At 59.8% G+C, this 21,653-nt stretch carries 21 protein-coding genes; 12 read left to right on the top strand and 9 right to left on the bottom strand.

Annotated features, from left to right (window positions below):
• Nucleotides 1-102 precede the first annotated feature (102 nt).
• The 6 genes from ACIQTS_RS02875 to ACIQTS_RS02850 all read left to right on the top strand — a co-directional run bounded on the left by ACIQTS_RS02875 (nt 103) and on the right by ACIQTS_RS02850 (nt 5,490).
• Nucleotides 103-819, top strand: a complete 717-nt coding sequence (locus ACIQTS_RS02875; protein WP_400288077.1) for a LysE family translocator — start codon at nt 103-105, stop codon at nt 817-819.
• Between the two features lie 148 nt (nt 820-967).
• On the top strand, nt 968-1,657 hold the full coding sequence (locus ACIQTS_RS02870) for an ABC transporter ATP-binding protein (RefSeq protein WP_332594705.1): 690 nt from the start codon (nt 968-970) through the stop codon (nt 1,655-1,657).
• Nucleotides 1,654-2,259: an energy-coupling factor transporter transmembrane component T family protein gene (locus ACIQTS_RS02865; RefSeq protein ID WP_400288079.1), complete on the top strand. Its 606-nt coding sequence runs from the start codon at nt 1,654-1,656 to the stop codon at nt 2,257-2,259. The genes ACIQTS_RS02870 and ACIQTS_RS02865 overlap by 4 nt, the downstream gene beginning before the upstream one ends.
• A 45-nt stretch (nt 2,260-2,304) precedes the next feature.
• Nucleotides 2,305-2,886: a biotin transporter BioY gene (locus tag ACIQTS_RS02860; protein WP_402471039.1), complete on the top strand. Its 582-nt coding sequence runs from the start codon at nt 2,305-2,307 to the stop codon at nt 2,884-2,886.
• Between the two features lie 4 nt (nt 2,887-2,890).
• Nucleotides 2,891-4,330 carry a class I adenylate-forming enzyme family protein gene (locus tag ACIQTS_RS02855; protein ID WP_402471037.1) on the top strand — a complete coding sequence of 480 codons (1,440 nt, stop codon included), beginning with the start codon at nt 2,891-2,893 and terminating at the stop codon, nt 4,328-4,330.
• Nucleotides 4,327-5,490 carry a thiolase family protein gene (locus ACIQTS_RS02850; RefSeq protein WP_402471035.1) on the top strand — a complete coding sequence of 388 codons (1,164 nt, stop codon included), beginning with the start codon at nt 4,327-4,329 and terminating at the stop codon, nt 5,488-5,490. Before ACIQTS_RS02855 ends, ACIQTS_RS02850 begins: the two co-directional genes overlap by 4 nt.
• A 17-nt stretch (nt 5,491-5,507) precedes the next feature.
• On the opposite strand, the gene ACIQTS_RS02845 is transcribed toward ACIQTS_RS02850, so the two are convergent.
• From ACIQTS_RS02845 to ACIQTS_RS02820, 6 genes are all read right to left on the bottom strand, one after another.
• Entirely contained in the window at nt 5,508-5,792 is a 285-nt protein-coding gene (locus ACIQTS_RS02845) for a metal-sulfur cluster assembly factor (RefSeq protein ID WP_402471033.1), read from the bottom strand.
• Nucleotides 5,793-5,939: 147 nt separating this feature from the next.
• The gene (locus tag ACIQTS_RS02840; protein WP_133834193.1) at nt 5,940-6,284 is read right to left on the bottom strand and encodes a metal-sulfur cluster assembly factor; all 345 of its coding nucleotides are present in this window, start codon (nt 6,282-6,284) and stop codon (nt 5,940-5,942) included.
• Nucleotides 6,285-6,294: 10 nt separating this feature from the next.
• Entirely contained in the window at nt 6,295-7,053 is a 759-nt protein-coding gene (gene sufC, locus ACIQTS_RS02835) for a Fe-S cluster assembly ATPase SufC (protein ID WP_105656644.1), read from the bottom strand.
• Nucleotides 7,054-7,114: 61 nt separating this feature from the next.
• A complete protein-coding gene (gene sufD / locus ACIQTS_RS02830; protein WP_133834194.1) occupies nt 7,115-8,395 on the bottom strand; it encodes a Fe-S cluster assembly protein SufD in 1,281 nt (426 codons plus the stop codon).
• 2 nt (nt 8,396-8,397) lie between these two features.
• Nucleotides 8,398-9,858, bottom strand: a complete 1,461-nt coding sequence (gene sufB, locus ACIQTS_RS02825; protein ID WP_133834195.1) for a Fe-S cluster assembly protein SufB — start codon at nt 9,856-9,858, stop codon at nt 8,398-8,400.
• On the bottom strand, nt 9,855-10,640 hold the full coding sequence (locus ACIQTS_RS02820; protein WP_105656647.1) for a metalloregulator ArsR/SmtB family transcription factor: 786 nt from the start codon (nt 10,638-10,640) through the stop codon (nt 9,855-9,857). Before ACIQTS_RS02820 ends, sufB begins: the two co-directional genes overlap by 4 nt.
• Nucleotides 10,641-10,830: 190 nt before the next feature.
• Here ACIQTS_RS02820 and ACIQTS_RS02815 point away from each other — a divergent pair, with 190 nt between their 5' ends.
• Genes ACIQTS_RS02815 through ACIQTS_RS02805 form a run of 3 tightly spaced genes read left to right on the top strand, consistent with a single transcriptional unit; the run spans nt 10,831 to nt 13,516 of the window.
• Nucleotides 10,831-11,784, top strand: coding sequence for an ABC transporter ATP-binding protein (locus ACIQTS_RS02815; protein WP_402471029.1), 954 nt, complete (start codon nt 10,831-10,833; stop codon nt 11,782-11,784).
• Entirely contained in the window at nt 11,781-12,545 is a 765-nt protein-coding gene (locus tag ACIQTS_RS02810) for an ABC transporter permease (RefSeq protein WP_105656649.1), read from the top strand. Before ACIQTS_RS02815 ends, ACIQTS_RS02810 begins: the two co-directional genes overlap by 4 nt.
• A gap of 32 nt (nt 12,546-12,577) precedes the next feature.
• Nucleotides 12,578-13,516: a heme A synthase gene (locus ACIQTS_RS02805; protein WP_400288093.1), complete on the top strand. Its 939-nt coding sequence runs from the start codon at nt 12,578-12,580 to the stop codon at nt 13,514-13,516.
• A gap of 61 nt (nt 13,517-13,577) precedes the next feature.
• On the opposite strand, the gene ACIQTS_RS02800 is transcribed toward ACIQTS_RS02805, so the two are convergent.
• The 3 genes from ACIQTS_RS02800 to ACIQTS_RS02790 all read right to left on the bottom strand — a co-directional run bounded on the left by ACIQTS_RS02800 (nt 13,578) and on the right by ACIQTS_RS02790 (nt 16,029).
• Nucleotides 13,578-14,534: a DUF1700 domain-containing protein gene (locus ACIQTS_RS02800; RefSeq protein WP_402471026.1), complete on the bottom strand. Its 957-nt coding sequence runs from the start codon at nt 14,532-14,534 to the stop codon at nt 13,578-13,580.
• Nucleotides 14,518-14,868 (bottom strand): PadR family transcriptional regulator, encoded by a 351-nt coding sequence (locus ACIQTS_RS02795; protein ID WP_400288097.1) that lies wholly within the window; start codon nt 14,866-14,868, stop codon nt 14,518-14,520. Before ACIQTS_RS02795 ends, ACIQTS_RS02800 begins: the two co-directional genes overlap by 17 nt.
• Before the next feature lie 213 nt (nt 14,869-15,081).
• Nucleotides 15,082-16,029 carry a heme o synthase gene (locus ACIQTS_RS02790; RefSeq protein ID WP_105656652.1) on the bottom strand — a complete coding sequence of 316 codons (948 nt, stop codon included), beginning with the start codon at nt 16,027-16,029 and terminating at the stop codon, nt 15,082-15,084.
• 809 nt (nt 16,030-16,838) lie between these two features.
• Here ACIQTS_RS02790 and tkt point away from each other — a divergent pair.
• The 3 genes from tkt to ACIQTS_RS02775 are packed head-to-tail and all read left to right on the top strand — an operon-like array spanning nt 16,839 to nt 21,650.
• Complete coding sequence (gene tkt, locus ACIQTS_RS02785; RefSeq protein ID WP_402471023.1) at nt 16,839-18,953, top strand: transketolase; 2,115 nt, start codon at nt 16,839-16,841, stop codon at nt 18,951-18,953.
• 18 nt (nt 18,954-18,971) lie between these two features.
• Nucleotides 18,972-20,075: a transaldolase gene (tal, locus tag ACIQTS_RS02780; protein WP_402471021.1), complete on the top strand. Its 1,104-nt coding sequence runs from the start codon at nt 18,972-18,974 to the stop codon at nt 20,073-20,075.
• The gene (locus ACIQTS_RS02775) at nt 20,076-21,650 is read left to right on the top strand and encodes a glucose-6-phosphate isomerase (RefSeq protein ID WP_400288103.1); all 1,575 of its coding nucleotides are present in this window, start codon (nt 20,076-20,078) and stop codon (nt 21,648-21,650) included.
• Nucleotides 21,651-21,653 lie beyond the last annotated feature (3 nt).

Raw genomic sequence — 21,653 nt, 5'->3', positions numbered from 1 at the left:
TTCTTGCCGTAGGGACGGATATCCCCAAAGAATCGGCAAGCACATTTCACGATTTTTTCCTTACTGTTATCAGAGCACAGGTTTCTAGATTTTGGAGAAGCAATGGATCTCTCGCAGTTCACCGGATTCCTCTTGGTATCGGTGACGTTGGCGTGCACGCCCGGCGCCGACTGGGCGTACATCATTTCCTCTGCACTGGGCAAAACCAGCTATCGCCCAGCCGTATGGGGATTGCTCTCGGGATACCTGGTTCATACTGCATTGCTGGTGTGCGGAATTGCGGCCCTGGTCGCGAGTTCCCCGTCACTTCTCCTCTGGCTCACGGCAGCCGGATCGGTCTATCTGCTGTGGCTAGGCATCGCGACCCTGCGTTCTTGCAGGAACGCCAGGTTCTTTGATGCCGATGCTCCATCTACCTCGGAGATTGAAGCACTCGATGGCGATTACACTCGGAGCAAACCCGAACCTACCGATAGCACCGTCGCGCTATTGGACAAGGTCCGGCATCGATCGCGACGCGGCCAATTCCTCAAGGGCCTGCTCACCAGCGGCACTAACCCCAAGGCACTACTGCTGTATGTGGCCCTCATCCCGCAGTACCTGGATTCGTCCCTGGATCTTCCGCTCTCCCTGCAAACCGGCGCTCTTGGGCTTACTCATTTCGCGGTATCGATCCTCGTGTACTTCTCCGTTGCATTGGCTGCCAGGGTGCTGCTTCGTTCCCGGCCCATGGCGGCACGCATCGTAACCATGTGCTCCGGAACCATAATGATCCTCTTGGCCCTGGGCTTGGTCTACGAACAATTCTTCGTCGCATAAGAATTTATTGAACACTGATCAAGACAATTGAACGGTGATCAAGTATGCTCTTAATCGATGGCTCTTCGGTCATCTGTAACGCAAGCATGAATGGCTGTCCGATCATGGAGCCCGCCGTTCAAGCTACGAACCTTGCGCTGGAGCACTCGTGGAACTACCCCCAATTCGATTTGAGAATGTCACTGTCCGCTTTGAAGAGCGCGATGTCCTCAAAGATGTGCGCTTGACTCTCAACGAACAGCGCATCGGCATTATCGGGGCAAACGGTGCTGGGAAGAGTACGCTCTCCCGGCTCATCAATGGCCTCGTTTTGCCTACTGAAGGATCCGTGCACGTTGGCGACCTGAACACTCGGAATCATGCAAAGCAGATCCGCCGCGATGTGGGTTTTGTCTTCCAGAATCCAGCAAATCAAATCATCATGCCGCTGGTCTATGAAGACATTGCGTTCGGACTGAAGAATTTGCAAATTCCCAAAGCAGAGCGCCAATTGCGCGTGCATGAGACACTGGCAGAGCTCAACATCTCGCATCTGGCAGATCGCGAAAGCCACACTCTTTCCGGCGGCGAGCAGCAAATGGTCGCACTCGCTTCCGTCCTTGCCATGCGGCCACGAACGATTGTGTTCGATGAACCCACTACGATGCTGGATCTGCGCAATCGACTCGCGTTCCAACGCGAAATTGCCAAGCTGGCGCAACGTGCAATTGTGGTGACGCACGATTTGGAAATACTTGAAGATTTCGACCGCGTTCTCGTGGTCACCGACGGAGCTATCGCATTCGATGGCCGACCGGAAGAAGCAATCGCCCATTACCGCCAATGGAGCCACGCATGATCGCGGCCAAGAATACTTCGTATCTAGCGCGTGTTAAGCCGGGATGGAAATTCGGAACATTGCTGGTTCTGAGCATCGGGCTTTACTTGATTAGCTCGTGGCAGGTCTTGCTGCCCCTGTTCATTCTCAGTGCGATACTGCTGCTTTCGGCTAGGGTCGACCTCAAGCAACTGCGCATGCCACTGTTCTCATTGGCCATGATTCTCGGCATCGTCTTCATTCTTCTCGGCCTGCAAACCGATTGGGCCAACGCCGTGGTCTCGGTCCTGCGGCTGCTGACCATGTGCCTGATGGCCTACGCCGTCAGCCTCACCACAAGCTTTGACGCGATGCTCGAGCTCTTCCAACAGGTTGCCTCTCCATTACGATTCCTTGGAGCTAATCCAGCGCAAATCGCATTGGGATTGTCCATGACAATACGGTTCATTCCGGAATTGAAAAAGGTATACCTCGAAGTCCGCGAAGCCCAGCATGCTCGGGGTCTGGGCAACAATCCGTTGGCCGTGAGTGTCCCATTAGTTATCAGATCACTAAAAATCGCTGACGAGACAGCCGAAGCGTTAGACGCCCGCGGCTACGATTCAGCACCTTACCGACGCTAAGCGCGTCATCTACTTCCATCTCGCTCGCACTTCCAAGGAAACACAATGCCAACTCGCACCGACTCAACTTCGCAAACTCGCAATACGGTATACGTCGCAGTCTTTGCCGCCATGATCGCGGCCATGGGGCTCCTTCCCCCTATTACATTGGGGATCATCCCGGTACCCATTACCCTGCAAACCCTGGGTGTCATGCTGGCCGGCGCCTTATTGGGACCTTGGCGAGGTTCATTGACCTCACTGGTTGTCGTAGTCCTGTCTTTGGCAGGGCTGCCCTTGTTGGCTGGTGGGCGTGGTGGGCTTGGAGTCCTGTTCGGGCCGACCGGCGGATATCTCATTGGATGGATTTTCGGCTCACTCGTTATTGGAGCCCTCTTCAAATACTGGGTTCTGCGCAACGAAAACAAGGTCGCCCGATTCATGTCCGGACTGGCCTCGGCTCTCCTTGGCGGAATCGTCGTCATCTATCTGTTTGGCGTTCCGTGGACCGCTGCTGTTACCGGGCTTGATCTGGGCACATCCTTGCTGGGGTCTCTCGGATTCCTGCCCGGGGACGTCCTCAAAGCCGTAGTCGCCACCCTGGTGGCCCTGACCGTGCACCGTAGCTACCGCGGGTTGATGAAGTAGCTCGATGGAACTGTGGCAGGCACTGGCAAGGTGGGCCAATCAACGACCGGATCATCTTGCCCTGCTCACGGTTGAAAGCCGGCTGACTTATGCGCAGTTGGCCAGCAGAAGCGGTGCTCTGGCCAAGCGGCTAGAATCCGTTCCAGGCAATCGGATCGCCGTGCACACCAGCGATCCGATTGAGATGGCCATCGCTTTTTATGCGATCGCGCGCAGTGGCAAGACATTGGTGGTGATTGACCCTGCTTGGCCCGGAAAACTGGCCACTTCCATGGCAACCGCTCTTCAATGCGATTTCGTGCTTGAATGGACGGTTCCGCGGCCTTTGCCCGGCGTCCCAAGATTCGCCTTGCCGCCCGAGCCGCCCGAGCCCGGTGAATACATTGCGCCCGCGACCAAGACTCATTGCGCTGAAGACCTGCTGATCATTTGTACTTCTGGAAGCTCATCGCGTCCCAAGGCTGTGCTCCGGAGTGCTGCATCGTGGGAAGCGTCCCTGAGTGCCGGCGCCACGATCTTGGGCGCTTCGCCAGATGATTCCACTCTTTGCCCGAGTCCCATTTCCCACGGTCTGGGCCTCTACGCGATGGTCGAGTCCCTGCATGCTGGCGGCACCTTCCTGGCTTCCGGAAAATGGGATCAAAAGGGCGTTGCATCATTGCTGGCGCGCGTCAGCTGCACCCGTATCGTCAGCGTACCGACAATTCTAGGCAAGGTGCTGGCCCTGGATGACCCGGCACGGTTCTCCAGCCTGCGATTGGTCATCAGCGGAGGGGAATTCCTGGACCAGGAGACCATGCAAACTCTTCACCAGATGGCTCCCTCGGCGCGCTGCGTTGAATATTTCGGGAGCAGCGAGCACAGCCTCATCGCGTATCGCGAGCGGCTGGCCAACCAGCCGCGAACTCCGTACTTCGACGGCCAGCTGTTTCCCGGGGTGCAGGCTCACACCCATGAGGCAACGCCGGGTTCAGGCTTTGGCTCGCTCTATATCGATAGCCCGTTCAACGCCAAAGGGTACGACCTTAGCTCGGACTCTGTCATCTCTCGGTGCGGCACAGCAATCGGCATTGGTGATCAGGCGAAGCTCCTGGGTTCAAATCGCATCGTCCTGTCCCGTCGCAACGACGGGATGATGAATCTCAACGGAAACAATATCCACCCGGGCGAAGTGGGCGCAGCGCTTAATGCCGAGGGGCTGGCCAATGCCGTAGTGCGGATCGATGCATCGAGCGCACCAGCCAAGTTGCTGGCCTACACGGTTTCGCCACCCCGCAATCCGTCCGCGCTTCTCACCGGCCTGCAGAAGCATTTGCCCCAGTACAAGATCCCGCACCAAATCATCTACTTGCGATCGTGGCCCGAGACCTTCAGCGGAAAATTGAATGCCTCGGCTTTGGACTTCCAGGATCTGGACATTGAACGGAGCGACTGGCTCAGATGAATGACGCCTTCATTATCAATGCAGCACGCACGCCCATCGTCAGAGCAGGCAAGGAGTATTCCCGCATTACCGCAGACCAACTGCTGGCTCAGGTGATCAACGCGCTAATAGATCGAAGCGGCATCTCCCCTGCGGATGTAGACCACGTATTTGCCGGCAATGCGGCGGGACCGGGCGGAAATATAGCGCGAGTGTCTGCTTTGGCGTCGGTGCTGCCCAATACCGTCAGCGCGACCAGCATCGATGCCCAATGCGCCAGTGGACTGGACGCAATTGCCGCCGCTGCGCGGATGATACGTTGCGGTGAAGCGCATGTCGTGGTGGCCGGTGGCGTGGAGTCGGTGAGTACCGCGCCATGGCGGGTTGAAAAGCAAACCTCCGTAATCCAGCCTCCGCGCCTCTACTCGCGTGCCCGATTCACTCCAGTACGAGACCCGGACCCCGAAATGGGCGAAGCTGCGGAGAATATTGCCCAGTCCTACGGCATCGCACAAGAGCGGCAAGATTCTTTCGCTTTGCAGAGCCACCAGCGTGCGCTGCGCGCTCAAGCGGCTGGGCTCTTTGATCGCGAGCTTGTCACCGTGGATACAAGCAACGGGCAAGTAGCGGCCGACACCTGCCCCAAGCCCGGACTGACACTTCGCAAGCTCGCCGCGCTCAAGCAGGCATTCGTACCCGGTGGCACCGTGACTGCGGGAAACTCCTGCCCGATTAACGATGGTGCAGCCGCGGTGATCTTGGTGAGCGAACAAATGCGCCAGAGACTGAACCCAACCTTCGCAATGCGCTACCTTGCTTCTGCTTCAGGTGCTTGCGATCCCGGCATTCTCGGCATGGCGGCGGTACCGGCGTACCGCAAGCTCATCGGCCTGCTGCCATCCGCTGCTGCTTCCAGCACTCCACTGATCGAGTTCAACGAAGCCTTTGCCGTCCAGGCCCTGGCATGCCTCGATGAGCTAGGGATCACCGAGGTGACGGTGAACCAGGGTGGCGGGGCCTTGGCGTTGGGACACCCCTACGGTGCTAGCGGCGCGATTCTTGCGACTCGGCTGTTCTGGCAGGCCAACCAGGCCCGGATACCTGGGCAAAGGGCGATCGCGCTCATGGCCGCCGCGGGTGGCACCGGAAGCGCGGTTGCTTTCGAGTCAGTACCGCATTGAGCCCTTGGGGCATTGGCCTAGATGTTGAACCCCAAGGCCTGCATCTGATTCCGGCCGTCGACAAGGTTCTTCAGCACTTCATCAATCTGCGCTTCGAGTAGATCGGTCAGCGGGCAGGCAGGCGTCGTCAACGTCAGGTCGATTTCCAGGACTGAATCGCCGTCGAAACACCGTCCGTAAAGCAGGCCCAGGCCAACAATGTTGACTCCCAGCGCGAGGTCATTCACGTCCTTGGGTGCTTCGTCGATTTCTGCGATCGGCCACGTTGCGCTCTCATGTGCACCGTTTGCAGCTTCGGACATGCGCTGCTCCCCGATTCTGCCCCGGGTACCCCTTTCGCTTTCGGCTCTTCCACGAGATACCAGAAGGAATGCAGGCCCCTCGGGCGTTAACGAACAGAACCGCTCACCCCCGTAGGGAGCAAGCGGTTCTGCTTGAAACAGTCTAAATTAGATGTTGAAGCCCAGGGCTCGCATCTGATCGCGACCGTCATCGGTGATTCGTTCTGGACCCCAAGGCGGCATCCAGACCCAGTTCAAACGGTGGTCGTCCACAACGCTCTCCAGCGCCTGGCCGACCTGCTCTTCGATAATATCGGTGAGCGGGCAAGCGGCGGTTGTCAGCGTGAGGTCCAGCAAAAGTACGCCGTCATCCGCGTACTTCAGGCCGTACAGCAAACCCAGGTCGACAATATTGACACCCAGTTCAGGGTCAATGACGTCCTTGAGCGCTTCCTCAACGTCTTCCAGAGGAGTCGTAGCGGCTCCCGTGCTCTGTTCGGTCGATTCGCTCATGACTGTAACCTTAGGCCTTGACGTTCAGGTAACGGTCGTAGCCTTCTTCTTCCAGACGGTCAGCCAGTTCCGGGCCGCCCTGTTCTGCAACTCGGCCATCCACGAACACGTGCACGAATTCTGGCTTGATGTAGCGCAGGATGCGGGTGTAGTGGGTGATGAGCAGGGTGCCCATTTCGTTCTCGTCCTGTGCGCGGTTAACGCCCTCGGAGACAACCTTCAGAGCGTCGACGTCCAGGCCGGAGTCGGTCTCGTCCAGTACTGCGAACTTGGGCTTGAACAGTTCCAGCTGCAGGATCTCGACGCGCTTCTTCTCGCCGCCGGAGAAGCCTTCGTTGACGTTACGGCCAGCGAAGTCGGCATCGATCTTCAGCTTGCTCATAGCTTCCTTGACGTCTTTGGTCCAAGTACGCAGCTTTGGAGCTTCGCCGTCGATGGCGGTCTTGGCGGTACGCAGGAAGTTGGTCATGGTTACGCCTGGTACCTCTACCGGGTACTGCATAGCCAGGAACAGGCCAGCCTTGGCGCGCTCGTCGACGCTCATCTCCAGGACATCTTCACCATCGAGGGTGATGGAGCCGGAGGTGACGTTGTAGCGCGGGTGGCCAGCGATGGTCGAAGCCAAGGTCGACTTGCCCGAGCCGTTAGGGCCCATGATTGCGTGGGTTTCGCCGGTCTTGATGGTCAGGGTTACACCCTTGAGAATTTCCTTCTCGCCCTGCTCGGTGTCAATCGAGACGTGCAGGTCCTTGATTTCCAGAGTAGACATACGTCGTTCCGTTTCTTTCTAAAAAGCGCTAAGGCTAAAAAGCTGGTGAAGCGAGCACTACCTAGTTCTCGGTAGCAGCCAATTCTTCTTCGATGGTGTCGGTCAGTCGCTCCTGCAGAGCCTCATCGCCGATCTGCTGAACGATTTCGTTCAGGAATCCGCGAACTACCAAGCGGCGTGCGGTCTTTTCATCGATGCCGCGAGCCATCAGGTAGAAGAGGTGCTCATCGTCGAAGCGGCCGGTGGTCGATGCGTGGCCAGCACCATCGATCAGACCGGTTTCGATTTCCAGGTTCGGAACCGAATCAGCGCGGGCGCCATCGGTCAGAACCAGGTTGCGGTTGGCTTCGTAGGAGTCGGTACCCACAGCAGCCTTCTGGATCAGCACATCGCCAACCCACACGGTGTGTGCGTCCTTGCCCTGCAGCGCACCCTTGTACAGCACGTTCGACTTGCAGTTGGCAACAGCGTGGTCAACGAACAAGCGGTGCTCCAGGTGCTGGCCGGCATCTGCGAAGTACAAGCCGTAGAGCTCGATCTCAGCGCGTTCGCCGGTGAAGCGAGCCGATGGGTTCACGCGAACCAAGTCGCCACCGAAGGAAACTACAATGTGCTTGAACGAAGCGCCAGCAGCTACCAGCGCTTGCTGCGAGGAAGCGTGAACGGCGTCATCTTCCCAAGCCTGCAGGGAGATCACGGTCAGGCGGGCGTTGGCCTGGACGTCGAACTCGACGTTCTGTGCCAGCACTGCCGAACCAACGTGGTCCAGCACAACAGTAGCTTCGGAATTTTCCTCGGCAACAACGATGAGGTGCTGAGCCGCCGCTGCCAGCGACTCGCCGGTGATGCGCAGGGTTGCGTTGGCACCTTCGGCGTTCTTCGGGATCGTCACAACGTGGGTCTCGGAAGCGAACTTCCAAGCGTTGGCCGACACGCGGTCATCCGGGGTATGCGCAACACCGTTCAGCGCGTCGCCAGCCGGAACAACCGACAGCTTGGCGATTCCGTTGCCGGCGAGCTCTATCTTCGGAGCCGCGCCGGTGAGGTCATCGCTGTGCAGGCCCTTCAGGCGCTTGAGCGGGGTGAAGCGCCAGTCCTCTTCACGACCGGTCAGCTTGGCGAAGTCATCTACGTTGGTGCTGGTCAGTCGACCGGCACGCGATGAATCGGGAACTCCAACTCCGCCGCCGTGGCTGTGCGCCTTGGTGGAGGCACCGGCCAGCGGCGAGCTGTCATTGTCGTTGATCGGCGAAAGGTCTTCGCCCTCTTCGGTGAAACCAGGAATCGATGGTGCGCCGATGCGCGCCTTCTCTGCTGGGATATGGGTGGTGGTCTCCGACATTCTTAGCCGACCGATCCTTCCATCTGAAGTTCAATAAGGCGGTTCAGTTCCAGCGCGTACTCCATAGGCAGCTCGCGTGCGATTGGCTCAACGAAGCCACGCACGATCATTGCCATGGCCTCGTCCTCGGCCATGCCGCGGGACATCAGGTAGAACAGCTGCTCTTCGGAAACGCGCGAGACGGTCGCCTCGTGGCCCATGGTTACGTCGTCCTCGCGGACGTCGATGTACGGGTAGGTATCCGAACGCGAGATCTGGTCGACCAGCAACGCGTCGCAGACCACCGAGTTCTTGGTGCCCTTGGCGCCTTCCTGGACCTGGACCAGGCCGCGGTAAGCCGAGCGGCCACCGTTACGAGCCACCGACTTGGCCACAATGGCCGAAGAGGTGTTCGGAGCGATGTGGACCATCTTGGATCCGGTGTCCTGGTGCTGGCCCTCGCCGGCGAAGGCGATGGACAGGGTCTCACCCTTGGCGCGTTCGCCAACGAGGTAAACGGCTGGGTACTTCATGGTGACCTTCGAGCCGATGTTGCCATCGACCCATTCCATGGTGGCGCCTTCTTCGCAGACGGCACGCTTGGTCACCAGGTTGTAGACGTTGTTCGACCAGTTCTGGATCGTGGTGTAGCGAACGCGGGCGTCCTTCTTCACGATGATTTCCACAACGGCAGAGTGCAGCGAATCCGACTGGTAGATCGGTGCGGTGCAACCCTCGATGTAGTGAACGTAGGAGCCCTCATCAGCGATGATCAGGGTGCGTTCAAACTGGCCCATGTTTTCCGTGTTGATGCGGAAGTAAGCCTGCAGCGGGATCTCCACGTGGACGCCCTTCGGGACGTACACGAACGAGCCGCCGGACCACACGGCAGTGTTCAGCGAAGCGAACTTGTTGTCGCCCGCTGGAATGACCGAGCCGAAGTACTCCTGGAAGATCTCCGGGTGCTCCTTCAGTCCAGTGTCGGTGTCAAGGAAGATGACGCCCTGGGCTTCAAGGTCTTCACGCAGCTGGTGGTAAACAACCTCGGACTCGTACTGGGCGGCAACGCCAGACACCAGACGCTGCTTTTCAGCCTCTGGAATACCCAACTTGTCGTAGGTGTTCTTGATGTCTTCTGGAAGTTCTTCCCAGGAGGTCGCCTGCTTCTCGGTGGAACGCACGAAGTACTTGATGTTGTCGAAATCAATACCCGAGAGGTCTGGACCCCAGGTAGGCATTGGCTTGCGATCGAAGTACTTCAGCGCCTTCTGGCGACGCTCCAGCATCCATTCTGGCTCGGACTTCAGGGCGGAGATATTCGCCACTACGTCCTTGTCGACGCCACGGCGCGCATTTGCACCCGCGTCGTTCTTGTCTGACCAGCCGTATTCGTAATTGCCGATTCCGTGGAGTTCGGGGTTCTTCTCCAGAATTTCGGAAATTACACCCGGGTCGGCAGACTCCTGTGCAATCTGATCCGTCATCGCGGCCTCTCCTGCTTCGTGAACTGAATTCGAGTTCTTTTCTCAGCGCGCATTGGCGCCTTTTCACGCCCCACAGGGATGTGGGTCGTGCACACGTGTCCTCCACCGGCCAAGGTCGACAGTCGTCGGACGTCGACGCCCAGCAAGCGGGCGAACATTTCCGTTTCCATGTCGCAAAACACTGGAAACTCTCGTGCCAAGTCTTGTATCGGGCAGTGTCCCTGGCATAGCTGCACGCTATGCATCAGGGCAGTTGCCACTTTGGTATCCACTTTTCGGGTGTATCCCACGAATCCATCTGCACTGAGCAAATTGCCCAGCACCTCGGCTCGTGCTTCCAGCCCTTCAACGCCGACCAGCGCCTTGGCGTATCGGTCTTCCATTGATGCGAAGCGGTTACGCGCAAACTTGCGAATCGCGTCCTCTCCGGCCGCATCGCCGAGCATCTTCAATGCGTCGGAAGCAATCTCCAGGTAATCGTTGCCCAACTTCGTCTGCCCGCGGTGCGAAAGCACGTAGCGACGCGACGGACGTCCAGCACCGGTTTTCTGGTTGGCTACCAGTTTCACCTCTACGAGTCCCGATTTTGAGAGCGCGTCGAGGTGACGGCGGACCGCAGCAGGCGTGAAGCCCAGCTTGCTTCCAAGCTCGGCAGCACTGACCGGCCCGTCCTCGAGTACTGCGTACAGGACGCGGTCGCGCGTACGCTCCTCGGTATCCCCAACTGCGCCAACTGTCGCGGCAGTGGAGCCACTAGCTGATTCTGAATTTGATGAATACACAACACAATCATGCGTAAATTTTTGCTCTAGGTCTAGTAAGGAAGGACTTACTAAGGACATGCTTGCCCGACTAGTGCGTTACTTGAATCGAACCTCTGACACTTCCATTGTCCCGCCCACCTCAACGGAACTCGAGGGTTGGTGACAAAACACTCAGCTCAGCCAGTTCGACATGTCGTAGAATGTTTCAGTGTCTTCTGTAATTCCCAGCCTTGTCATCAACGAGCTGGCTAAAGATTTAGGTCCGGTCCCCGCCTTGGACAATCGCATGTTGCGAGTCCTGGAGTCGGTGTCCCTAAAAGCTTATCCGGGTCAGGTCACCACGCTTTTAGGCGCTAACGGAGCCGGCAAATCCACGACCCTCGCTTGTGCCCAGGGGCTGCTTCAGCCCGAAGGCGGAACCGTCGAACTCCTGGGCCAGAACCCCTTCGGCGACAATCCCGAATTGCGTTCCCGCGTCGGAGTCATGCTCCAGGACGGAGGGTTGCCACCCTCAATGCGCCCGGTTCCGCTCTTGAGGCACGTCGCTTCCCTCTATCAGAAGCCCATTGATATTGATGCGTTGATCACACGGTTGGATCTAGAATCATTTGGCACCCGCACGATCCGCCGTCTCTCTGGTGGCCAGAAGCAGCGCGTCGCCTTGGCCCTGGCGCTGGCCGGAGATCCGGAAGTGCTCTTCCTCGATGAACCAAGTGCTGGTCTGGATCCGCAGTCCCGCCAGGTAGTCTTCGACCTCATTGCCGAACTTCGCGATGCAGGAAAGGCCATCATCCTCACCACCCACCTCATGGATGACGCGCAACGCCTCAGCGACTACGTCTACATCATCGACAAGGGCTGCACCGTGGCGCAAGGCACCGTGGCCGAGCTGACGGCCCGCGCTGCCGAAGACCAGGACACCCGCCCGGTGTCCTTCTGCGCCCCAGCAGGGCTGCGCCTACCTGAACCACCGGCAGGATTGCACCTGGAGGAGACCGGAGCCGGCCAATACCGGCTCGACGGGGTCAACTCCCCCGAACACTTGAACTGGCTAACCCATTGGTGGCTCCAGGAGGGCATTTTGCCAACCGAGCTCAACTTGCAGTCACGAAGCCTCGAAGACGTTTTCCTTGAAATCGCACAAAAGGAGGGAAGGGCATGAGCCAAACACAGGCACGCTCCAATGCTGTCTCGCCACTGCGCCGAATCCTGAACCAGGGCAAATACGAATCCATCCAGATGCTCAGCAATGGCGAACAGCTCATTCTCGCTGTTGTCATGCCGCTCATTGCACTCTTCGTGCTCACCCTGACCGATCTGGTCAAGGATGTCGCAGACCGCAGCATTGATGCCGCCGTTCCTGGCGTCTTGGCCTTGTGCGTCATTTCGACGGCTTTCACCGGGCAGGGAATTGGCACCGGATTTGACCGCCGCTATGGCGTGCTGACCATGTTCTCCACTACGCCGCTGGGGAAAACCGGACTGATTTTCGGCAAGGTCATTGCCGTGCTGTCGGTCCTGCTGATCCAGGTCGTCTTAATCTGCTCTGTCTCCTTGTTGTTCCTGGACTGGCATCCGAACCCCTGGGGCATTGCTCCGGCTATACTCTTCCTGCTCCTGGGCGCAGCCGCGTTTACCGCGCTGGGCCTGCTGATTGCCGGCACCGTCCGCCCTGAAGCGACGTTGGCGATCACCAACCTTGCCTGGATCCTGCTGGCCGGTGCCGGCGGTGTCCTCTACCCCTTGAGCATGGCCCCTGATTGGGCCCAGCCAACCCTGAATGCGCTGCCATCAGCAGCGCTGGGCGATGCCATGCGCGATGCCCTGATCCACGGCCAGTTCAGCATTGCTGGCCTCATCTTCTTGATCCTTTGGTCAGCAGTTGGCTCCTTTGCAGCCATCAAGCTGTTCAAATGGAGCTGACCACCACCCAAATTCCGAAAAGGGAGATTTCAATGTCTTCAGCCCAAGCCACCCAGAGCTGGGCCGATAAACTGCCCACGAAGGTCACTCGCCTCGTGCATGGTCTAGCGATCGCATCCCTGATCTCGCAGATTGGCATTATCGTCACCGGTGGAGCCGTACGCTTGACGAATTCGGGCCTCGGCTGCTCCCACTGGCCCAATTGCGTTCCCGGTTCGATGACCCCTGTCCCGGAAATGGGCATCCATGGAATCATCGAGTTCGGCAACCGCCTGCTGACTTTTGTCCTGCTGGTCATCGCTGTCGCGTTCCTGATCTCCATCTGGAAGATGCGCCCGACCCACCGCACCCTGTTCAAGCTGTCCATCGGCTTGCTCGCCGGCATCGCGTTGCAGGCGCTCATCGGAGCCATCACCGTGTGGACCGGACTGAACGCTTGGGTCGTTTCGGTGCACTTCCTGATTTCCGGCGCACTGGTCATCATGGCAACATTCCAGGTGAACCGCACCGCCAAGGAACTGAAGAACCGCAAGTTCGATCAGAGCAGCAAGTCGATCCGCCAGCTCTCCTTCGCCGCATGGATCTTCTCCCTGCTCGCAGTGGCATTCGGAACTATCGTGACCGGCACCGGACCGCATGCAGGCGATGCCGATGCCCCGCGCCACTTGTTCGATCCGCTGCTGGTAACCCGCATGCATACTGCTCCGGTGTACTTGCTCGTTGCCGCAACCATCGTGGTGCTGATCCTGGCCTACAAGCAGGGCGGAAACACCCAGCTTCGCATCGCCATCTGGTGGCTTGTCGCGGCAATTGCGGTCCAGGCAGCAATTGGCTACATCCAGCATTTCAATGGGTTGCCTGTCGCCCTGGTACTCTCCCACATGCTCGGCGCGAGCTTGCTGCTTGCCGCCTCGGCAAACGTCTGGGATCGGGCTGCCATCCTTCCCGAATACCAGCGCAACGATTACTAGAATCCTGAGTAAATGACTGGGGGTTGCCCTGCACTCGATGTGCAGGGCAACCCCCAGATGCTTAACGCTGTCCCCCGGCCGTTCCACGGCGCGTGAACCACATCAAACCATAAAGTCCAAAGAAGCAATAGACTGTTCCGGCTAGCCAGAATGACGCAAGCAGCAGCCCTTGATCCACGACGGAAACCGCAAGGAGGGCAGCACCGCAAGCGCAGGTAGCCCATAGAGCAATCCGGGAATTGGACAAGAACCCGATGCCGCAGGCCAAGCCCAGGGCAAGGTATGCGTATACGGCGACGTTCGGCTCGATACCCGTGAACGATGCGGCTCCCAGGAACACGACTGGCAATAGCAGAGCAGTGCCACCAATGATGCGGATCAATTTCGAACGCGGTTCTCGATTCACCGATTTGGAAGAACGCCCATTGATTCCGACAAGCATCCATGCTGCAATCATTGACGGGATATAGAAGATTCCACTGCTGGTAATGAATCCGGCAACGAGCACTGTCATGCACAAGGCCGCCGCGTAGCCGTAGATTCGTGCCGCTTTTCCCTTCATGACCGCGGTGGCCGCTACGCCAAGTCCGAATATTGCGAAGATCAGCAGTTGCAATGCGCCTTGCTCATATATCGAGTCGTAGCTACTGCCCTCACCTCCTGGCACAGAAGCGCCAAAAATCAGGTCACCCAGGGTATCTGCCAGAGTCGTATCGATGATGGAGACAAGGACACCGAGGACCAGTGCCACCGCACCGAGCACCAAGCTATTCCTGCGTAGGATGGCCCGCTCTTGCGGAGCCGCGTACTCGGCCACCAGAGGGGCTGCAACAGCTTCAGGACTGCCTAGCGCGGCGAGGATCTGGTCATCATCCCTGCCTAGGGCTCGGCCATCCTCGATATGCTGCGCCACATCCTCCAGAAGCTCTAAGCCCATATCCCTTGGAGCACCGCGCAGGAGCTTCCCCAATTCCCGCAAATACGCTTCCGCGCTGTACTGCTCAGCTGTCGATGCCATGTTGTTCTCCAAGTAGATCGGTGACTTGCATTGAAATTGCTTCCCATACCCCGCGGAACTCGCCAACCATCAGATGCCCGTGCTCGGTAATGGTGTAGTACTTCCGTTTGCGTCCCGACGCGCTTTCTTCCCAGTAGGTTTCTACCAGCCCAGTGGCTTTCATGCGCGCCAGCAACGGATACAGGCTCCCCTCGCCGGCGGTAAGCTTCCGCGCGGTGAGCTCTTCTGCCAGCTCCAACCCGTATTTATCTGCGCTGGCTAACGAAGCCAGCACACAGTACTCAAGGACGCCCTTGCGTATATTCGTGGCGATTTTCTCGCGTTGATCGGACATGCCATAACCATACCTTGCGTAGCAAGACTTGCATAGCAAGGTCCAGTCTTATCTCCCTCGATGAGAGTAATTTCTGCCTAAACGCTTGGTGCGCATGCATTGACCAACGTAAAGGGCAACTACGCCTGAACGCAGAAAAGCGCCCTTCCTGGAATCCAATTTCATTTGGATTCCAGGAAGGGCGCTAACCGACGCTCAGCTGGGGCGTTGAACCTAGCCGAACAGCGGGCTACCCACGAACGGGTCAATGGCCAAGGCCAGGAATACGATCGACAAGTAGGTGATGGAGATATGGAAGACCTTCATGGCCTTGCGGTTGATCTCAGCCGGCTTATGGTCGCTCTGCGCTTCGCGGTAGAGCACGTGCGATTCGTAGACGAACCAGATGCCCGCGCCGCCAGCGATTGCGGTGTAAACGATTCCTGCGCTACCTAGTGGGACCAGCAGCATCGAGCAAACGACAGTGGCCCAAGCGTAGAGCACAACCTGTACCGAAACGCGGCGAGCGTTGGCGATCGCGCCCAGCATAGGCACTGAAGCCGCGTTGTAGTCATCCGCATACTTCATGGACAGCGGCCAGTAATGCGGCGGGGTCCAGAGGAAGATCACCAGGAACAGGATGATCGCTGGCCATTCAATTGTGTTGGTCACTGCGGCCCAAGCGATCAGCACAGGCATGCAGCCGGCGATGCCACCCCAGACAATGTTCTGGGCAGTACGGCGCTTGAGGATCAAAGTGTAGAACACGACGTAGAGGAGGATTGCAGCCAGGCCCAAGGCGGTCGTCAGCGGATTGGTGCCAACCCAGAGAACCACCAGGGAGGCTATGGCCAATACCCAAGAGAAGACCAGTGCCTCCCTCGGGGTGAGGTCCCCAGTGACCAAAGGGCGCCCCTTGGTACGCTTCATCAACTTATCCATATCGCGATCGATATAGCAGTTGAATGCACCAGAAGCACCTGCGGCCATAGCTCCACCAACAAGGGTGGAGATCATGAGCCAGACGGAGGGGAAACCCCGTTCGGCAAAGATCATGGTCGGAAGGGTGCTCACTAGCAGCAACTCGATTACGCGAGGCTTCGTCAACGCCACATAGGCATTGGCCTTGCGCTTCAGAAAATCGCCGGCATTTTCATCAGGCTGACGCGATGCGCGGGGCACTGATGCTGCGGCGACACTTTGAGTCTTCAATTAAACGCACTCAGTTCTTCACGGGTACAAGACAGACACTGTCATTCTACGCTGGATAGAAATTGATTGAAACTCCCCACGGAGAGGATCACAGTTGAAAAATGGTGATTTGGCTCAATTCAAGACGCTACAATCACCTGCCCGGCGGCTAGCCATGCACCTTTGCGGCTTCGCGCTCCCATCGGATTCTGCTCCTCGAACCGATCTTCTGCAGGCGGCCCCCGCCCCAACCAGCGTTTCCCGCGAACCGTTGCAGCACGTCAAAGTCGACGAGCCGGGAGCCTTCGATGGAATAACCCCGCGCGGCGGGAGAACTCATCCGGTCCCAAATGCCCAACAGCATTTCGGCAGATCGCGCGTGGTCCCCCGGACGCTGCTCCCAAATGAACAAAGATAGCAACTGATGTCCGCCAGCTGAACAAATCCTATTCCTTGTAACGTTAGTTGGTTGCCGTGCACCGGCTGGCAGAAGTGCCCGGCCACCCATATCCCCCGGCTGCCACCTGCGCACGGATGCGCAGAATGCCTGAGCAATTCGCTCACGCCGTGGCATGAATAGCCGTATCGAGTCCACCTTCTGCGCAAACCGAATAATTCTGTGTCATCTTGCTAAATCCAACGCCCCAATACGCCTTTTCGCGATAGAGTTGACTCAGATTGCGCCGTCGCGACCTGCATCCCTCTGAATAAAGCACAGCCGGAGGAAGCAGGAGGCGACGGCGTATTGCGTGTCAGCGGGAGATATCTCCCGTCCAAGCCTGAATGGAAGGAACGCCGCTGTGGCGACTGAATCCTTAGTTGAAGAATTCTCACTGACCGAGTTGGACCGTAAGGCCATCGACACCACCCGTGTCCTGGCAGCCGACGCCGTCGAAAAGGTTGGCAATGGCCACCCCGGTACCGCAATGAGCTTGGCTCCGGCCGCCTACTTGATTTTCCAGAAGCACCTGCGCCACGATCCGAAGGATCCGAACTGGATCGGCCGAGACCGTTTCGTGCTTTCCCCGGGCCACACCTCGCTGACCCTGTACCTGCAGCTGTTCCTCTCGGGCTACGGCCTGGAGATGGAAGACATCGAAGCGCTGCGCACCTGGGGCGCCAAGACTCCGGGCCACCCGGAGTTCGGCCACACCGCCGGCGTTGAGATCACCACCGGTCCGCTGGGCCAGGGCCTGGCTTCCGCCGTTGGTTTCGCCTACTCCCAGCGCCGCATGCGCGGCCTGCTGGATCCAGCTGCCGAGGCAGGGACCAGCCCGTTCGACCACACTGTCTACGTCATCGCTTCCGATGGCGACCTGCAGGAAGGCGTCACCTCCGAGGCCTCCTCGCTGGCCGGCCACCAGGAACTGGGCAACCTCGTTGTGATCTACGATGACAACAAGATCTCCATCGAGAACGACACCGACATCGCCTTCACCGAAGACGTGCTGGGCCGCTACGAGTCCTATGGCTGGCACACCCAGCGCGTGGACTGGACCGTCACCGGAGAATACGTCGAGGACATGGCCGCACTGGATGCTGCTGTGCGCGCCGCGAAGGCCGAGACCTCCCGCCCGTCGATCATCAGCCTGCGCACCATCATCGGTTGGCCATCGCCGACCAAGCAGAACACCGGCGGCATCCACGGCTCGAAGCTGGGTACCGACGAAGTTGCCGGCCTGAAGACGATCCTGGGCTTCGACCCCGAGAAGAACTTCCAGATCGAGGACGATGTACTGGCTCACGCCCGCGAGGTCGTAACCCGCGGTGCGCAGCTGCACGCCTCGTGGAACGAGACCTTCGAGGCCTGGAAGTCCGCCAACCCGGAAGAAGCCGCCCTGCTTGAGCGTCTGCAGGCTGGCGAATTGCCAGAGGGCTGGACCGAGAAGATCCCGACCTTCGAGCCAGGCTCCACCATGGCTACCCGCGCCGCGTCGGGCAAGGTCATCAACGCGATCGCCGATGAATTGCCAGAACTCTGGGGCGGCTCTGCCGACCTCGCCGGTTCGAACAACACCACCATCGAGACCGCGAAGTCCTTCGCTCCCGAGCGCCGCTCCACCGATTCCTGGTCCGCCAGCCCGTACGGCCGCGTGCTGCACTTCGGCATCCGCGAGCACGCCGCCGCCTCGATCGTGAACGGCATCGTGCTCTCCAGCCCGACCCGTGCATTCTCCGGCACCTTCCTGATCTTCTCGGACTACCAGCGTCCGGCGATCCGCTTGGCCGCGCTGATGGGTGTCCCGTCGATCTTCGTGTGGACCCACGACTCCATCGGCCTGGGCGAAGACGGCCCGACCCACCAGCCAGTGGAGCAGCTCGCTTCGCTGCGCATCATCCCGAACTTCGATGTGGTCCGCCCAGCGGATGCCAACGAGGTCGCCTACGCATGGCGCGGCATCCTCGAGCTGACCGACACCCCGTCGGGCATCGTCCTCTCCCGCCAGAACCTGCCAATCTACGACCGCGCGGCCACCGGCTTCCGCGGCGCCGAAGGCACGCTGAAGGGCGGCTACATCCTCGCAGAGGCTGTGCGCGATGGCGCGGAGACCACTCCGGATGTCATCTTGCTGGCCACCGGCTCCGAGGTCGAGCTGGCCATCGAGGCCCGCGAAGCCCTGGCTGCCAAGAACGTCGCGGCCCGCGTCGTTTCGCTGCCGTCGCTGGAATGGTTCGCCAAGCAGGACGCGGCCTACCGCGAAGAGGTCCTGCCGGCAGCCATCACCGCCCGCGTTTCGGTTGAAGCCGGCGTGGCCCAGGGCTGGCGCGAGCTGGTCGGCGCGCACGGCGAAATCATTTCGCTGGATCACTTCGGCGCTTCCGCCGATTACAAGAAGCTGTACTCCGAGTTCGGCATCACCACCGAGGCTGTTGTAGCCGCTGCCGAAACCTCCATGCAGAACGCTGCCAAGTAAGGAACCGAAGTAAAGATTATGAGCAACCCGAATACCCAGGCCCTGTCCGATGCCGGCGTCTCCATCTGGCTGGACGACCTTTCGCGTGAACGGCTGACCAGCGGCTCGCTGGCCAAGCTGATCGAAGAGAAGAACGTGGTCGGCGTGACCACCAACCCGGCAATCTTCGCGGCATCGCTGTCCAAGGCAGAGGTGTACGGCGAGGCCATCGCCGAGCAGAAGCACCGCTCGGTGGAAGACGCGATCACCGAGATCACCAGCGACGACGTGGCAGCTGCCTGCGACCTGTTCAAGGGCGTCTACGAGTCCTCCCAGGGCTTCGACGGCCGCGTGTCCATCGAGGTCGATCCCCGCCTGGCTCACGAGACCGCACCGACCATCGCCCAGGCCAAGGCCCTGTACGAACGCGTGAACCGCGAGAACGTGCTGATCAAGATCCCGGCAACCGTCGAGGGCCTGGAAGCCATCACCGAAACCATTGCCGCCGGCATTTCGGTGAACGTCACCCTGATCTTCTCGCTGGAACGCTACCGCGAGGTCATCAACGCCTACCTGCTGGGCTTGGAGAAGGCCCACGCTGCCGGCGTGGACCTGTCCAAGATCCACTCGGTCGCTTCCTTCTTCGTTTCCCGCGTGGATTCGGAAATCGACAAGCGCCTGGACGCCATCGGCACCGATGCCGCGGCCGCCGTGCGCGGCCAGGCCGGCGTGGCCAATGCCCGCCTGGCCTACCAGGTCTTCGAAGAGTCCTTCGCTTCGGCACGCTACGAGGTGCTGGCAGCTGCCGGCGCCAACGTCCAGCGTCCGCTGTGGGCTTCGACCGGCGTGAAGGATCCTGCCTACCCATCGACCCTGTACGTGACCGAACTGGTCGCACCGCAGACCGTGAACACCATGCCGGAGAAGACCCTGGACGCCACCGTGGCTGAAGCCGAGGTGCGCGGCAACGCGATCGCCGGCGGCTACGATGCGGCCAACCGCGTGCTGGACAAGCTCGCTGCACTGGGCATCGACTACAACGAGGTCGTGGACCTGCTCGAGGTCGAAGGCGTTCAGAAGTTCGACGTCGCATGGAACGAGCTGCTTGAGGACATGGCTGTGGCATTGAAGGGAGCCAAGTAGATGGAGCTTGGTCTGGTAACCTCCGGCGAGGCCCTGGCCTCCGTCGATGCGTTGCTCCCGAAGCTGATCGAAGCGAAGATCGGCAGCCGCATCGCCGCCCAGGACCCGACCATTTGGGGTCCTGAAGCAGAAGCTGAATCGGCCATCCGCCTCGGTTGGGTCAACCCCTTCGAGGCAGCTGGCAAACTGATCCCGCAGATCCTGGATCTGCGCGATGAGCTGCAAGAAGAGGGCCTGACCCGCATCGTGCTGTGCGGCATGGGCGGCTCCTCGCTGGCTCCTGAGGTCATCACCGCCCATGACGAGGTGGAACTGGTCATCTGCGACACCACCGATCCGTCGATGGTCAAGCAGATCGTGGAAACCGATCTGCAGCGCACCGTCGTGGTAGTTGCTTCCAAGTCGGGTTCCACCGTGGAAACCGATTCGCAGCGCCGTGCGTTCACCGCTGCGTTCCAGGCTGCCGGCATTGATCCGGCGACCCGCTTGGTGCTGGTCACCGATCCGGGCTCGCCCATGGATAATCCTGATGGCGTGCGCGCGGTATTCACTGCGGATCCGAACGTCGGCGGGCGCTACTCGGCGTTGACCGCTTTCGGCCTGGTCCCTTCGGGCCTGGCCGGCGCGGACATCGAAGCCCTGGTTGAAGAATCCGGGCTGATCAACGATGTGCTGGCCCTGGACGACGAGGACAACCTCGCGCTGCACCTGGGTGCCGCCATGGCTACCGCGGGCCGCGACAAGCTGCTGATTGCCTGTGTGGGCGATGCACTGCCGGGCTTCGGCGACTGGGCCGAGCAGCTGATCGCCGAGTCCACCGGCAAGGAAGGCAAGGGCGTGCTGCCTGTTGCCGCGCATGTGGATGCACCGGAGCTGGCGAACCCGGCCCAGGACGTGCTGCCGCTGTTCGTCTACGACGCGCTGCCTGAGGATTTCGACGAGGACGCCACCGCCGTGCACTTCAGTGCACCGCTGGGCACCGCCTTCATGATCTTCGAGTACGCCACCGCCGTGGCCGGCTACCTGCTGGGCATCAGCCCCTTCGACCAGCCTGATGTCGAGGCCGCGAAGATCGCCGCCCGTTCCATGCTCGATGCTCCGGCGCAGAGCGCACCGGATGCAGTGGACGGACCAGTTGAGCTCTACGGCACCGGGGCCAAGACCTTGGAGGCGGCTGTGGAGCAGCTCGCCGCGCAGCTTCCGGCAGACGGCTACCTTGCCATCCAGGCATACCTGAACCGCAATGCGGACCAGGAGCTTGCCGCACTGCGCGATCTGCTCGCCAAGAAGACCGGCCGTCCAGTCACCTTCGGCTGGGGTCCGCGCTTCTTGCACTCCACCGGCCAGTACCACAAGGGCGGCCCGGCACAGGGCGTGTTCTTGCAGGTCACCGCGAATCACAAGGAAGACCTTGGGATCCCGGAGCGTCCGTACACCTTCGGCGGCCTGATCACCGCCCAGGCGATCGGCGATGGCGCAGTACTGGCTGACGCCGAACATAACCGCCCAGTGCTGCGCGTGAACCTCACGGACCGCGCCGCCGGAATCGCTGCCCTGCTAGAGGCAGCGAAGTAAGGC

This window comes from Glutamicibacter sp. NPDC090743 (genome assembly GCF_044769125.1).
Lineage (GTDB): Bacteria > Actinomycetota > Actinomycetes > Actinomycetales > Micrococcaceae > Glutamicibacter.
The sequence above is the reverse complement of the archived record's forward strand: the minus strand, read 5'-3'. Positions and strand labels throughout refer to the sequence as shown.